Source organism: Endozoicomonas acroporae, assembly GCF_002864045.1.
Lineage (GTDB): Bacteria > Pseudomonadota > Gammaproteobacteria > Pseudomonadales > Endozoicomonadaceae > Endozoicomonas > Endozoicomonas acroporae.
On record NZ_PJPV01000041.1, the window covers coordinates 1 to 13688 of the forward strand.

Annotated in this window: 13 protein-coding genes and 1 tRNA gene; 6 read left to right on the plus strand and 8 right to left on the minus strand. The window is 49.5% G+C overall.

What is annotated here, in order from left to right; all coding sequences use genetic code 11:
• Window positions 1–59: 59 nt before the first annotated feature.
• From CX664_RS06355 to CX664_RS06375, 4 genes are all read right to left on the minus strand, one after another.
• Entirely contained in the window at window positions 60–266 is a 207-nt protein-coding gene (locus CX664_RS06355) for a DUF5681 domain-containing protein (protein WP_101745924.1), read from the minus strand.
• Window positions 267–629: 363 nt separating this feature from the next.
• Window positions 630–1112, minus strand: coding sequence for an ISAs1 family transposase (locus tag CX664_RS06365; RefSeq protein ID WP_101745926.1), 483 nt, complete (start codon window positions 1110–1112; stop codon window positions 630–632).
• 123 nt (window positions 1113–1235) lie between these two features.
• On the minus strand, window positions 1236–2105 hold the full coding sequence (locus tag CX664_RS06370) for a tyrosine-type recombinase/integrase (protein ID WP_219622131.1): 870 nt from the start codon (window positions 2103–2105) through the stop codon (window positions 1236–1238).
• A 199-nt stretch (window positions 2106–2304) separates the two neighbouring features.
• Window positions 2305–2381, minus strand: a tRNA-Pro gene (locus tag CX664_RS06375).
• Between the two features lie 257 nt (window positions 2382–2638).
• Here CX664_RS06375 and CX664_RS06380 point away from each other — a divergent pair.
• From CX664_RS06380 to CX664_RS06390, 3 genes are all read left to right on the plus strand, one after another.
• Complete coding sequence (locus CX664_RS06380) at window positions 2639–3247, plus strand: peptidylprolyl isomerase (protein WP_101745951.1); 609 nt, start codon at window positions 2639–2641, stop codon at window positions 3245–3247.
• Between the two features lie 5 nt (window positions 3248–3252).
• Window positions 3253–5445: a tRNA(Met) cytidine acetyltransferase TmcA gene (locus CX664_RS06385; RefSeq protein ID WP_101745927.1), complete on the plus strand. Its 2193-nt coding sequence runs from the start codon at window positions 3253–3255 to the stop codon at window positions 5443–5445.
• 74 nt (window positions 5446–5519) lie between these two features.
• The gene (locus CX664_RS06390; RefSeq protein WP_101745928.1) at window positions 5520–5762 is read left to right on the plus strand and encodes a GrxA family glutaredoxin; all 243 of its coding nucleotides are present in this window, start codon (window positions 5520–5522) and stop codon (window positions 5760–5762) included.
• Here CX664_RS06390 and CX664_RS06395 read toward each other — a convergent pair.
• The 4 genes from CX664_RS06395 to CX664_RS06410 form a co-directional block, all read right to left on the minus strand.
• Window positions 5759–6655: a DNA replication terminus site-binding protein gene (locus tag CX664_RS06395; RefSeq protein ID WP_101745929.1), complete on the minus strand. Its 897-nt coding sequence runs from the start codon at window positions 6653–6655 to the stop codon at window positions 5759–5761. The genes CX664_RS06390 and CX664_RS06395 overlap by 4 nt on opposite strands.
• A gap of 28 nt (window positions 6656–6683) precedes the next feature.
• The gene (gene pdxH, locus CX664_RS06400) at window positions 6684–7331 is read right to left on the minus strand and encodes a pyridoxamine 5'-phosphate oxidase (protein WP_101745930.1); all 648 of its coding nucleotides are present in this window, start codon (window positions 7329–7331) and stop codon (window positions 6684–6686) included.
• A gap of 76 nt (window positions 7332–7407) precedes the next feature.
• Window positions 7408–7965, minus strand: a complete 558-nt coding sequence (locus tag CX664_RS06405) for a hypothetical protein (protein WP_101745931.1) — start codon at window positions 7963–7965, stop codon at window positions 7408–7410.
• Between the two features lie 114 nt (window positions 7966–8079).
• The gene (locus CX664_RS06410) at window positions 8080–9378 is read right to left on the minus strand and encodes an inosine/guanosine kinase (RefSeq protein WP_101745932.1); all 1299 of its coding nucleotides are present in this window, start codon (window positions 9376–9378) and stop codon (window positions 8080–8082) included.
• Between CX664_RS06410 and CX664_RS26255 the strand changes: the two genes are divergently transcribed.
• The 3 genes from CX664_RS26255 (at window position 9377) to CX664_RS06420 (ending at window position 13681) form a co-directional block, all read left to right on the plus strand.
• On the plus strand, window positions 9377–9514 hold the full coding sequence (locus CX664_RS26255; protein ID WP_180966396.1) for a hypothetical protein: 138 nt from the start codon (window positions 9377–9379) through the stop codon (window positions 9512–9514). The genes CX664_RS06410 and CX664_RS26255 overlap by 2 nt on opposite strands.
• A 132-nt stretch (window positions 9515–9646) precedes the next feature.
• The gene (locus tag CX664_RS06415; RefSeq protein WP_180966397.1) at window positions 9647–12466 is read left to right on the plus strand and encodes an insulinase family protein; all 2820 of its coding nucleotides are present in this window, start codon (window positions 9647–9649) and stop codon (window positions 12464–12466) included.
• Window positions 12467–12583: 117 nt separating this feature from the next.
• Complete coding sequence (locus CX664_RS06420; protein ID WP_101745934.1) at window positions 12584–13681, plus strand: enoyl-CoA hydratase/isomerase family protein; 1098 nt, start codon at window positions 12584–12586, stop codon at window positions 13679–13681.
• The last annotated feature ends 7 nt before the right edge of the window (window positions 13682–13688 follow it).

Genomic DNA, 13688 nt, shown 5'->3' on the forward strand with positions numbered 1-13688 from the left:
GCTGATGAAGTCTGGTTGAATCCCGACAGGCCTGCTGATGATCAACTAAGCAAAGCCGCTTAAGTTGAGGCGACAACTATGTTGACAAACACCGTATATAGCTTTGTCATTGCCGGATCGCCAGCCTTTGCAGCACTGGTTATTTGTTGAATGACAGCTTGGCTGTCTTCTGTGGTGGTAACTTTCCTCAGTGCCCCAATATCCTTGTTACCGCTACCTTTTGGTCTGCCGTTAGGGTTGCCTGTTTCACCTTTCTTGTATGCCATTGACTGTTAATTTACTGATAAATACAGGCAATCAGTTTAGTTGTTTTTGTTATAGGCCGACAAAACCGGCAGTACAGCATGCGTCTTCTGGCAGGGCGGTTGCAGCTGATGTACGATAGTTTATATTTTTGTTCTACTCATGATTGCCAGCGTTGTCGACCATACATTCCCAGACAATTCAGATCACAATTCAGGCCGAATTCTGAAAAAAGAAGCCAAAGCTTGGATAATTTGCACAAAAATCTACAGGCCTTTTACAAAGCTTGTACCATTTACTCATGGCATCGCTGGTTATCAAGGCTCCTTCGAGAAAAAGCACATCGAGAACTTCGGGGATAGCAGTAATCTCATTGGACTTTAGTATCAACGGGGGGTAAATCCTAATATAAGCTTAAGCTCTGAGCTGTATGCACTGACCATATGAATCAGCTTCTTGCCTTTAGCTGGGCGAGAGCCACGTAGTGCCTTGCCATCAATAGCTATAACATTGTCGTTTTTTTCTGGATGAGGCCCCATTTTACGAGCATTTATCACCGATAATGTGTCGCTTACCCAATCGACAAATAACTGCGTAAAAGCTTCTGGATCAAGCAGTTTGCACACTGTTGCAATAGTGTAATGGGAAGGAAAACCAAATTGATAAGGAAAAAACATACGAAACCAGCGATGGTTATACTTGGCGAATCGCTCCATGCCTTGCCATGTCGTATAACCACTCAAAATACTGACATAAACGATAAATATGACTTCCGGAAGTGGATACGTAACGTGATCTTCGCTAAGAGGCTCAGTCAGTGATATCAAGGCATTCATCCAGCAAGGTGCGAGCCATTGCCCTGAATCCATGAGGTGTCATCATGGTGTTGTCTAGCCCATTGTCCTCAATGCTGTCCTAACTGCGTTCTCTGACGTTGGCCGGCTATTGCCCCGCTGGGAAGGAAACACATATTGACCACTGCCAGTCCGTCTTTATAACTGGCGCAAGATATCGAGAGCCTGTGTACTCAATGGGACGATATGAGGCTGACGCATTTTCATTTTCAGGGCCGGGATCTCAACCCGCTTCAGTGACCAGTCAATTTCACTCCACTCCATGTGGCGGATTTCACCGGGTCGAAGAAACAGCAAGGCTGAGAGTTTTAAACCAGCCCTAACAACGGCTGTACCCATAAATGCATCTATGGCCAGCATCAGTCTGCCAGTTTCAATAGGTGTGGTAATTGCTGCATAGTGGGTTTTATTCTTTGGCCTGAGCGCCCCAGTTAGGTCATTGGCCGGATTTCGCTCTGCTCTCCCGGTTACAATGGCATACTGAAAAACCTGTCCTGCCGTTTGCTTGGCTCTGTGTGCCGTATCCACTACTCCCCGGTTCTCGATCTTTCGCAATAAGCTCAGCAACTCTGGTGCTGAAACTTCTGCAACAGAACGATTGCCAAGAGTAGGGAACAGTGCTTTCTCCAGCATCCTGAGCGAGCGACTCTTATGACTGTCACTGGCATTGGACAACTTCACCTGAAACCACTCTCTGCCCACCACTTCAAAGCTATTGGCAACAGACTCAATCACTGCAAACTTTTCAATCTGTTTCTGGGCTGAAGGGTCGATGTTTCGCTTCAGAAGATTCCTGGCTTCATCCCTGCCTTCTCTGGCATCTTTCAAACTGATTTCGGGATAGACACCCAGTGACAACTTTTTCTCTTTACCGGCAAACCGATATTTCACTTTCCAGTATTTACGACCACTACTGCGAACCAGAAGGTACAAGCCTTTTTCGTCTGACAGTTTGTAGTCTTTCTCTTTAGCCTGAGCTGTTTTTACTTGAGTTGCTGTTAACGCCACTTTTATAGCCCCTCCATTGGCTCTGGGGGCCTCGTTTTGGGGGCTCAATTTGGACAGTTATCCAATAAGCCCCCATAACAGCCCCCAGAAAACGCCGGATTTTAATAAATCAATATGGAACTCTGAGGACTCAGTATAAACGAAAAGCTAGGGAAATAAGGGGGTTAGAAAGGATTTTGGAATTTACTGGAACACTATTTGGTCGGAGCGAGAGGATTTGAACCTCCGACCCCCACAACCCCATTGTGGTGCGCTACCAGGCTGCGCTACGCTCCGACACAAGAAGGGTAAAAATGTATTTTTTTTGCCCCTTCAGGCGCTGGGTATATTACCCTAAAAAACACTATTTGCAAGCCCTCGCGCATTCCTTTTGCTTTTTTCTCTATCGAAAATACTATGATGCAAAACAGGCTTTTTTTCTTCCTTCAGAGCCTTTACTGTCTATCCGTTTGTATTGCATAAAGTGGTTTTAACTTTTTCTGCTTTGGAGAGAATAAATGCGTTTGATGCGAAACTGGCTGCTGGGAAGCACCATGCTTTTTTTGACTACCCTGGCGTATGGTGCTGCGACAGAGTCAGCTGAAGCCGCAGAGAAGAAGGTCGAAGCGTTTCAGGTGGTTCTGGAAACCAGCAAAGGAGATATTGTTTTGATGTTGGCACCCGAAGAGGCTCCCGTCACCGTCAACAACTTTATCGAGTATGTTGAAAGTGGCTTCTACAACGGCCTGGTATTCCACCGGGTGATTAATAACTTCATGATTCAGGGGGGAGGCTTTGCCGAGGATATGAGCCAGCGGGCCACCCGCGCGCCGATCAAAAATGAGTCGCTGCTGAATCAGCGTCTGGAGAACAGTCGAGGCTCTATTGCCATGGCCAGAACCCAGATCGCTGATAGTGCAACCTCCCAGTTTTTCATTAATCTCAAAGACAATGAATTTCTCAATGGTAAGCCTTATAAGCCGGGTTATGCCGTTTTTGGCCATGTTATCAAAGGCATGGATGTGGTAGACAGTATTGCCAGAGTGAAGACGGGTTATCGTGGCCCACACGGTGATGTACCCGTTGACTCCGTTATTATCAACAAAGCGTATGTTGTGAAAGAGGGCGGCAGGTCGGTGAAAACCGAGCCTGAGGCTTCCTGATATCCATGAGTAAACAGGCCATTTCTACAGTAAGTGAACTTGTTCTATCCCTGAAATCAGCCGCCAGTTTGTCTGGGCACCGGCGTTTGCTGGTATGTGCAGGCGATGCGGACTGGTGTAAGGCTCAAGTGGTGGAAATGGTACCAGCCCTGACAGGGGAGTCCGTTCTTCTGATTGGCGAAGATTTCCCAGAGCTTGCTGGCTCAAATTCAGAAGTTATTGCGGCAAAACAGTGTCTATCCAGGTTAGGCAGGGAGCATCAGAACATTATCTTTAATGCCCATGCAGGCTTTGATGTCGATGCGTTTGGTGCCATTAGTGGAACCTTAAGTGCCGGTGGCATTCTGGTACTGTTAATACCGCCATTGGACCAATGGCAATTTTTCCACGACCCTGAACATCGCCGGATGCAGGTTTACCCTCAACAATTTGAGGATATCTCCGGACGATATTTGCAGCGCTTGTCGCAAATGATTAAAGGCTCCAATCAGTTATCTCTCTTGACTCAGGGAGGGGGATTACGGATTCAGGAGGCTGAAAATAATCCTGATAAAAAAACACCGGGTGACAAGGACGAGACGGTCATCGCCCCCTGCAAAACCCGTTCACAAATGCGGGCAGTCCGGGGAATACACAAGGTGTTTCGTGGGCACCGTCGTCGCCCGCTGGTTCTGACGGCCGATCGGGGCAGAGGAAAAAGTGCATCTCTGGGCATCGCAGCAGCACAGTTGTTGCTGGAAGGTGTTGAGCAGATAATCATAACCGCACCCTCAAGAAGTACCGCAGAGGTGTTCTTTCACCATGCCGGGAAAGTGCTGGGCGAGGATCATGCCGGTCTTTCAGGCAGGCTTCAGTTTATCCCTCCGGACGATCTGGTTCAGACACTGTCCGCAACCCAGTTATTGCTGGTTGATGAGGCTGCTGCCATTCCCACACCCTTGCTGGAAAAAATGCTGACTCACTACAGTCGGATTGTCTATGCTACAACCATTCACGGCTACGAAGGAACCGGCCGGGGGTTTGCCATCCGCTTCAGAAAGGTTCTGGATAGCAAAACACCTCAGTGGCATGAGCTGAGAATGGCCGAGCCGATTCGCTGGCAGCCGGATGATCCCCTGGAAGACTTTGTCTTCAGGGCGCTGCTGCTCAATGCAGTGCCCGCTGCCATTGATAAGCTGGAAAGTATCCATTCGCAGCAGTGCACTTTCAGGCAGATATCATCTGAAGAATTACTGCTCAATGAAGACTTGTTAACCCAGCTGTTTGGTTTGCTGGTTCTTGCTCATTATCAGACCCGGCCATTTGACCTTCGCCATCTGCTGGATGGTGGGAACATGGAGGTCTACGGTCTTTTTGATCGACAGCAACAGTTGATCGCCGTGCTTCTGGCAGCCAGAGAGGGTGGCATTGATCCGATCCTGGCCGAGGATATCTGGCTGGGCAGGCGCAGGGTTCGCGGTCATCTGCTGCCGCAGTCGCTGAGTAATCACCTGGGCCTACCGGAAGCTATCTTCCTGAAGGGACTTCGGGTCATCAGAATAGCGGTTCACCCTGATTGCCAGAGAAGAAGGCTGGGCAAAATGCTGCTGGATAAACTCCAACAGGATGCCGCAAATAAGCATATTGATTACCTGGGCACATTGTTTGGTGCCACTGATGACCTTCTGAAGTTCTGGGGTGATTCTTGCTATGTGCCCGTGCGGGTTGGTTTGTCCAGAGACGCCGCCAGTGGTACCCATTCTGCCATGATGCTCAAGCCATTATCGCGCACAGCAAAACGCCTGGTTGATCAGGCCCATAAGAAATGCCTGGCTCAGCTGCGGTGGTTATTGATGGATGAACTTAAAGGGCTTGATTTTGAGGTGGTTGCCACCATCTTTGTCATGATGGCACCGATAATCAGGGGCAGTGATGATTATGCTTTGTCCGGCGATAATCAGCGTGAGCTGGTTTCCTTTACAGAGGGGCAGAGGCAATATGAGAATTGCATTGATGTCATCAAAAGAGTGACCTTTCGAATACTTGGTACGGGTGATATAGATGCTGCGGATGCAAGGCTGCTGGTCACCCGAGTGATCCAGAATCACCCTTGGCATCAGGTGGTTGCAGCCTGCAGTTTTTCCGGAGAAAAGCAGGCCCGGCAACGTTTGAGAGAGGTGATTTCTGTGCACAGCAGGCTGCATTTATCAGCCGAATAGCATTTATAGTGCCTGCTTCAATACTTATCTGCACCAACTGGGTGCTTTCCTATGAACCTGATGGAGCATAAATAATGGATCGGTTTACTGTGTTTGGTCGTCCTGGCTGTGGATTCTGTGTACGTGCCAAGCAGTTGCTGGAGATGAAAGGTTTGCCTTTCAAATACGTTGATATCTACGAAGAGGGGATCAGTAAGGCTGACCTGTCCAAGACCGTCGGCAAGGAAGTGGAAACGGTTCCCCAGATTTTTCATGGTCAGCAGTACGTTGGTGGTTATACGGACCTGGAAGCTTATCTCAGGGAACAAGATGGCTAGGCATAACGGTAAATTCTTGAATGAGGATTGTCGTTAATTTTAACCAGACGGGCATCACTGCGCTGCAGTCTTTCCTGTCTGGCAGACGGGTCATAGGGGCGAATCCGGTTAAACTCCGGTAACGGCTCTCCCGGCTTCAGCTGAATGAACAGGGGGAGGGGCGAGTTAATCTGTGCCGGATACTGTTTTTTCAGTGCCGGATCCGCCTGCCTGAGCGCCTGAATATCCTTTGGCCAGGTAATATTGGCCCTCAGGTGGGGAGCCAGTATACGCTTGATCACCACCACTTCTTTGGCGGGCATTTTTTCCAGCAGGCCAATGTCTTCATTAACGGCGACGGAGGCTATGTATTTCTTTCTGAAATGGACAATCGCTTCTTCGGCGGTCAGCCTGACCGTGCCACTGTGACTTGCAGCCCAACTGAAACCAACCCGTCTCGGGGGCTCTGGAAAGAGCTTGAGTTGCCGGTAACATTGCACAAAGTGCAGATGTCTGACCTGCAGCCCTCCCAGTAAACCATCCCGCAAATCATCGGATGCCTGTTCAATGGCCTCGATGCTGTCGCCAAACAGCTTGCGAAAGTCGGCCATCGCCGTTTTAAACTGATCACGGCAGAGGTTCAGTTCCTCGCCCAGCTGTAAGGTCTGCTCAGAAACGCCGACCAATCCGGTTAAGCGGGCGGTCTCTTGCTTGTTCTGCTCTTCGATATAGGTCAGTCGGGTGGCAATACCCGCTGCCAGAGCGCGCTGGTTTGTGGATTCGGACTCCGTCTCCATGGTCCAGATGGGTAAGCCATGGTCCGATTCAATGGCTTCCCGAAATAAGCGATTCAGTTCGACCAGTTGAATAAGCGCATCCCTTACGGCGATTCGTGCAGCGGTTTCTTTACTCATAACGTGCCCATAAAATACTGACGGGGTTTCAGGGAGAAAGGCGGTCGACTTGCCAGTCACAGCCCTTCTCTGCGGACAACCGGGTGTATTGAAAGCGATCGTGCAGGCGGTTTGGGCGACCTTGCCAGAATTCCATGTTCTCAGGCACGACGCGATAGCCACCCCAGAAATCGGGCAGAGGCACTTTTCCTTCCCTGAATTTGCGCTTCATCTCTTCCAGTTTCAATTCCAGAACCTTGCGTCCGGTAATGACCGAGCTTTGCTGTGATACCCAGGCACCGAGCTGACTGCCATGAGGGCGGCTGGTAAAGTAACGCAGTGATTCAGCCGTGGAAATTTTTTCTGCCTTGCCCTGGATGACCACCTGTCGTTCAAGGGCTACCCAGGGAAACATAATGGCAACGTGGGGATTGCTGGTGATATCCCTGGCTTTATTACTGCTGTAGTTGGTGAAAAAGACAAACCCGGACTGGTCGAAATACTTAAGGAGTACCGTTCTCAGGGATGGCATACCTGATGCCGAAACGGTGGCAAGGCTCATGGCATTGGGTTCGGCCAGCTGGGCGTGCTGGGCCTGTTTGAACCAGAGTTCAAACTGGTCAAAGGGGCTGGTTTTCAGGTTGTCCCGACTGAGGCCTGCCTGAGTGTACTCTTCTCTTAAATGGCTGATATCCATGGCGGCACTTTACTGTTAAATGATTTTTTATTTTAACCGCGTCACAGCATTCTTTACAGTGTTCCTGGATTCTCTGCTACTCCCCGGGGTTTATATTGAAATGTCGGTCACTGGCTTTTATGAATTCAAGTAACTGTTGCTCAAACCCGTCACTATAGTTGCTAATCGTCAGGGAGTTCAGTGGATAGCCACACACGGTGGATGATATTCGGGTGTTTTCTGAAAAACAAAAGCACTTTTTACCCAGTGTCAGAGCGGTTGCCAGTTCGAAGCCCGCACCTGTGGAGGGGTAAGTCAAATCCCAGAGGCAGAATCGGGCGTTTCTCAAACTGTCCAGTCCCCAGTAGTAGCAGGCCAGCTCTTTATGCAGCTCATTGGGATCAGACGCACGAAAAGGGTATAGCTTATTGACCTGTTCTTCGGTACTGAGCTTGAGAAACTTTTCAGGGATATTGGTTATGGACGCTGCTGATCGACTATGCAGCTTGTCATCCAGAACAACATCTGCATGGCATTGATAACCATAGTTTCTGAGCAACTCACAGATACGTATCGCACGGTCAATAATTTCCCGGGCCTGAGTTTTTGACCGACTAGTTACACTGGCACCATAAAAGACGACACAATCCTTCATTGCGGTTTCTCTGGCATAGGGTGATCGAACAACTATAGCAGCTGACAGTTGACAGCCGGGTAGAATAACGATGCCGTTGGATTTGGCATCGTTAAAAAGGGAGGATATGGACGTTTATTGATCCCAGTAACTGTCCTCCAGGCTCATCTCCCGTTCCGGCAATGCCCTGGACAGGCGGGGAGAGCTTTGTGCCAGCACTTCAAAACTGACCCGGTTGGCGTACTTGCAAACCTGGGCAAAGGATGAGTAAGTAACCCACGGTTTATTGTGTTTGCTTGAGGTTGGTAATACCTGACGGTGATAGTAGTTGGCAGCCATATCGTGAATAAGTGCTGCCAATGCACCGTCGCCTGCACCGTTGGTGTTTTTTATGTTTTTGGGGCCGCCAAGATAGGGGCTGATGTGTGAGTATACTTTCAGTGGTTCTTCACAGTGAGCGCGCAGCAGAGGGCGGCTGAACTCATACCTGTTGAAATCACTGATCGCACCGGAACGGATAGGATTGTCAGTTTCCCTGGCCAGCGCTTTTTCAGTATAACCACTTAAATAAAGACCTTCAGCGCCAGCCGTCAGTAACACCATATCAACCCATTGCAGCATATGCTCAGAAGATGACAGCGGGTCCGGCTCTCCTGTCAATGCCTCGGCTTCTTCTTCGTTCATGGCGGCAATGGTGACATATTCGTTAAGAAACTCGATCAGTGGTTGCTTGATGGCATTGACCAGTCCACGGGTGCCCAGTGTCAAAATGACCGGAATGTCATGTTTTTTTGCCAGCTGTGCTGCTTTTATCATGGCGTGATAAATTGGCAGGTCAGGATTCGCCAGCGTATAAGCACTTAGCGCCAGGCCTGAGGATTCGGCGATGATTGTTTCATCGATAAACTCGGGGCTGAGCTGGTTCATAAAACCGGGACTGATACCGAAGGTACGCTCACCATCTGCCGTAATCAGCGCAAAGCAGCGGCCAATAGGGCCATCAACCGGCTGAAGCCAGGTAAGATCGACTTTACTGCTGGTATTACAGAGGTAGCGATACGCGTAGTCACCCACCTGGATGTTCTTGCTCATAACGCCAAATTGAATGGAACGATCATCTGCCAGCACGGAATAATTATGAAGCGTGTTGCCAATGGTGCCACCGGCAAACTGGTCTTCAATAAGCTGCTGCTCGTTAAGAAAACAGTACAGGCGATTGGCCTGGTCGTTATCTATCCATTGAGAGGCACCTTTATCGAGGCCAAAATCCCATAGTACTGAGTCATCGACTCGGGCAGTAATATCCACCAGGTTCTGATCAATACCACAGATATAGGTGTTGGCCTGGCCAAACACTGAGCTTTCCATATCAAAGCGATTGTGGGTATTGACCGGGAAGTAATGCTTGATCTTTCGTCGGCCGGGGAATTTCATGAAAGCAAAAAAAATGAAATATCAGGAAGGGATGCAGATTATTCATGAAAAACCGATGGAAAACCAGTGCATTGCTGTTGTAGTCCGCACGAAGATGCGCCATGCTGACATTCAGTGCATTGATTTAGTGATGTGAAATTGCGGATAGTTGGTGATTTGCCACCAAGCCGAATTAAAACAGGATAGATCAAAAGATTGTATGGTGTTCCGGACAGTGAAAGCTGATATGTTAAAAAAACTGGTGTCAATGGTTGCTGGAGTATTAACCATGGTTTCAATAGCAGGTTGTTCAATGACGACGGAGAGAGAAGCCCTTGTGACCCCGGGAGACGTAATAAAAAGCCCTGCTGATGACCGGCATTATCGCTATATCACTTTGGATAATGGCCTCAAGGTGCTACTGATCTCGGACCCGGATACCGACAAGTCGGCAGCTGCGGTGGATGTGAATGTTGGTAGTTACCAGGACCCTGATGACCGTCTTGGCCTTGCCCACTTTCTTGAACATATGCTGTTTATGGGGACGGAAAAGTACCCGGACGTAGACAGTTATTCTGAATTTATCCGTGCCAATGGTGGCAGCAGTAATGCCTATACGACGGATGTACGAACCAATTACTACTTTGATATTAACAGCGACCAGCTGCAGCCAGCGCTGGACCGCCTTGCCCAGTTTTTTATCGCGCCCAGGCTGGACCCGAACTACGTAGAGCGGGAAAAAAATGCGGTCGATGCAGAGTATCGCCTGCACGCCAGAGAGGATGGCTGGCGTCTCTTTATGGCGCTCAATGCCACGTCAAACCCGGAGCACCCGAAGAGCCGGTTTAATATCGGCAGCCTGGAGACGCTGCATGATCGTGACGGGCAGCTCTGGCAGTCGTTAAAGGATTTTCATGACAGGTACTATGTTGCTGCCAATATGGGCGTGGTTGTTTATGGCAAAGAGCCACTGGACAGGCTTGAACAGTGGGTGAATACCTCTTTTTCGATGGTTCCCCCGGGCGCAAAACCCGATTTGATTATTGGTAAACAGCCGTATACCCGGAATGAATTGCAGGCCCGTATCAATATTGTGCCATTAAAAGATACACGGGTTCTGTCACTGGGTTTTCCCATGCCCAGTGCACAGCCTTTTTACCATATCAAGCCACTGGGCTATCTTGCCCGAATCATTGGCTACGAAGGCAAAGGCAGTTTGCACAGTTTGTTGAAAGAGCGAGGCCTGATTGATTCACTGGCAGCCTACAACAGTGACCTGCCCAATGAGTACAGTGAGTTTACCGTTCGCATGGAGTTGACGCCTGAAGGGTTGGCCCGGGTGGATGAGATCACGGCCATGGTATTTGACTATCTTGATCTGATTCGCAGGGAAGGTCTTGAGCCATGGCTCTATGAGGAGAGCAAACAAATTGCGGAACTGGCCTTTCGCTATCAGGAAGACCGTAACCCGCAACAGACTGCCTCAGGGCTGGCGGCCAGAATGCACTATCTGCCACCGGAGCATTTGCTGGAAGCAAATTACCTTTATGACTCCTACGACCCTGAGCTGATCTCAGGTTATCTGGCCAGAATGATCCCGGAAAATCTACGTCAGGTGGTCATTGCCCAGAACCTGTCTACGGATCAGGTTGAGCCGTATTTTGAAACGCAATACAGCATTCAGCCCCTTGCCGATGAGCTGGTCACACGGCTGAAGACGCCCATTGTCCGACAGTCATTGACTATTCCTGAACCGAACCCGTTTATCGCCAGTAACCTTGAACTGTATGACAGCGGCCAGGTCACTGAGCCATCGGTTATTCTTGAACAGCCGGGATTGCGGGTATGGAGCCTGACCGATACCAGCTTCAATATGCCCCGTGGCAATGTACGGGTGATGATCTCTACACCGGCTGCTTCAGCGACACCTGACGATAATGTATTGATTCAGATATACAAGTCGCTGCTGTCAAGAAGTCTCAATGAGTATGGCTATCCGGCCAGGGAGGCGGGTCTTAATTACAGCATCACGGCCGGACGACGTGGGCTGTTAATCAGCCTTGCCGGATATCAGGACAAACAGGCCGTACTGCTGGAAGACATTCTCAAGGCAGTCACAACCTTTAAGCCTGAGAAGAGCGCGTTTGAACAGGAACAGGCAGTGCTGGTCAGAGGGCTGAAAAACAAGAAGTTCCATGCCCCTTACCGACTGGGAATGGATGCGCTTAGCCAGGCAACCTATCCTTCCTATCCGGAGGATGATGTTCTGTTGAATGCTGCTGAAAAGGTCACTTATGAGCAATTGATTAATTATGCCCATGACTTCTACCGGCAGATTCATATAGAAATGCTGGTTTATGGTAACCACAGTCAGCAGGAAGCACTAACACTGTCGTCAATGGTTGAGTCGGCATTACTGAATGACCATAACCGTCGGGACCGTTTTGATCTGCCCTTCCACCTTCTGGGCGACACCAACCGTGTTCTGAATATGGCTATTGAGCATGATGACTCGATGTTGATCAGTTATTACCAGATTCCCGAGACGGATAACCGGGAACGGGCTCAATACGCATTGCTTGGTCGTCTGCTGGCAAATCCGTTTTTTAACAGCCTGCGGACGGAGCAGCAGCTGGGGTACGTGGTGTTTGCCGGACCTCGTCCCTTTGAGAAACACCCCGGTGTTATTTTTGTAGTGCAATCGCCCAAGCTGGACCCTATTGGCCTGGAAGGTCGTGTAGATCAGTTTTTGAACGATCAGAAAGCGGTGCTGGCAGGACTGACAGACCAGGAGCTGGAACAGTATCGCCAGGGGTTGATCGGTGACTTGCTGAAGAAAGACGACAATATGGATGAACGTAATGGTCGTTTCTGGCAGGGAATTGCCAGTGGCGAGCTGGATTTTGACAATCGAGTGAAAATTGCGGAGGAAATTGGCAAACTCAAGCCCTCGGATATGCAGTTTGCCCTGGCCAGGCTGGTGCAAAACAGGGGTAAGCTTGTTATTCGCTCGTTTGGTGAGCCTCACAAGAAGGCGTACCAAAAAGAGACTGACAGAATCGAATGCAACACCATTGACTGTCTGAAGGATCTGCCGGTCAGTAAATAGCTTTTATCAGGGGCAGTTATCGCTGCCCCGATCTTCAATACCCTGTTTTGGTATTTTCATTGATAATCAAGACTCAGTTACCTATGCTTTTGCCAACGGATATGGAGAGGTACGAATATGGCCGCTGATGTTCTGTTTTCCGAACTAAATGCCCGGGATAATAAAAAAATTGGTCTGATCACGCTGAATGCTGAAAAAGCATTGAACGCATTGAATCAATCCATGATTGACCTGCTGCTTCAGCAATTTTCTGACTGGCGTGACAATGATGATGTTGTGGCCGTGTTTATGCAGGGCAGCGGTGAAAAGGCCTTTTGTGCTGGTGGTGATGTACGGGCGCTGAGGCAGGCGGTTATTGATGGCAAGCCTGAGGTGCCCGGTCATTTTTTTGCCACAGAATACCGTGTTGATTACCTGATTCACACCTATCCCAAGCCGGTAATCTGCTGGGGTAATGGCATTGTGATGGGCGGCGGTATTGGTCTGATGGCGGGGGCTGATTTCAGAATAGTGACGGATACCTCCATGCTGGCCATGCCGGAAATCAGTATTGGCCTCTATCCGGACGTTGCCGGCAGCTGGATCCTGAGCCATCTGCCTGCCAGGCTTGGCCTGTTTATGGCGCTGACCGGCTGTCGGCTTAATGCGGCTGATGCGATCTATGTTGGCCTGGCTAACCGTTTTATTGATCATGCATTTTGTGACAATGTTCTGGAGTCTTTGCAGCAAGCAGACTGGAACGCTTCAGAAGCCCACGCTGTCGTTTATTCTGTCCTGCAGAAATACCGGGAAAAAAGTGCCGGGTGGCTGCCCTATTCAAAGGTGCGTGAGCACAGGGATTTAATTGCCGGGCTGATGGATCAACCATCACTGGCCAATGTGATGTCCGCCATTGATAGCCTTGAGACCGATGATGACTGGCTGCTGGCCGCCAGAAAAACCGCACTTCATGGTTCGCCACTGTCGGCAGCCATTGGCTATCGACAGTTACAGCGAGCCCGGCACATGTCCCTTAAAGAGGCGCTTCAGAGTGAGTTGGCTCTGTCTGTCAATACGGTACTTAAGGGCGATTTCTGCGAAGGTGTCCGCTCCCGACTGGTTGACAAGGATAAAAATCCCCAATGGAAATTTAACACCGTTGATCAGGTCGATGAACAATTGTTGAATGATCTGTTCAGTTCACCCTGGCCTGAGAATCCACTCCATGACCTCTAACTGATAG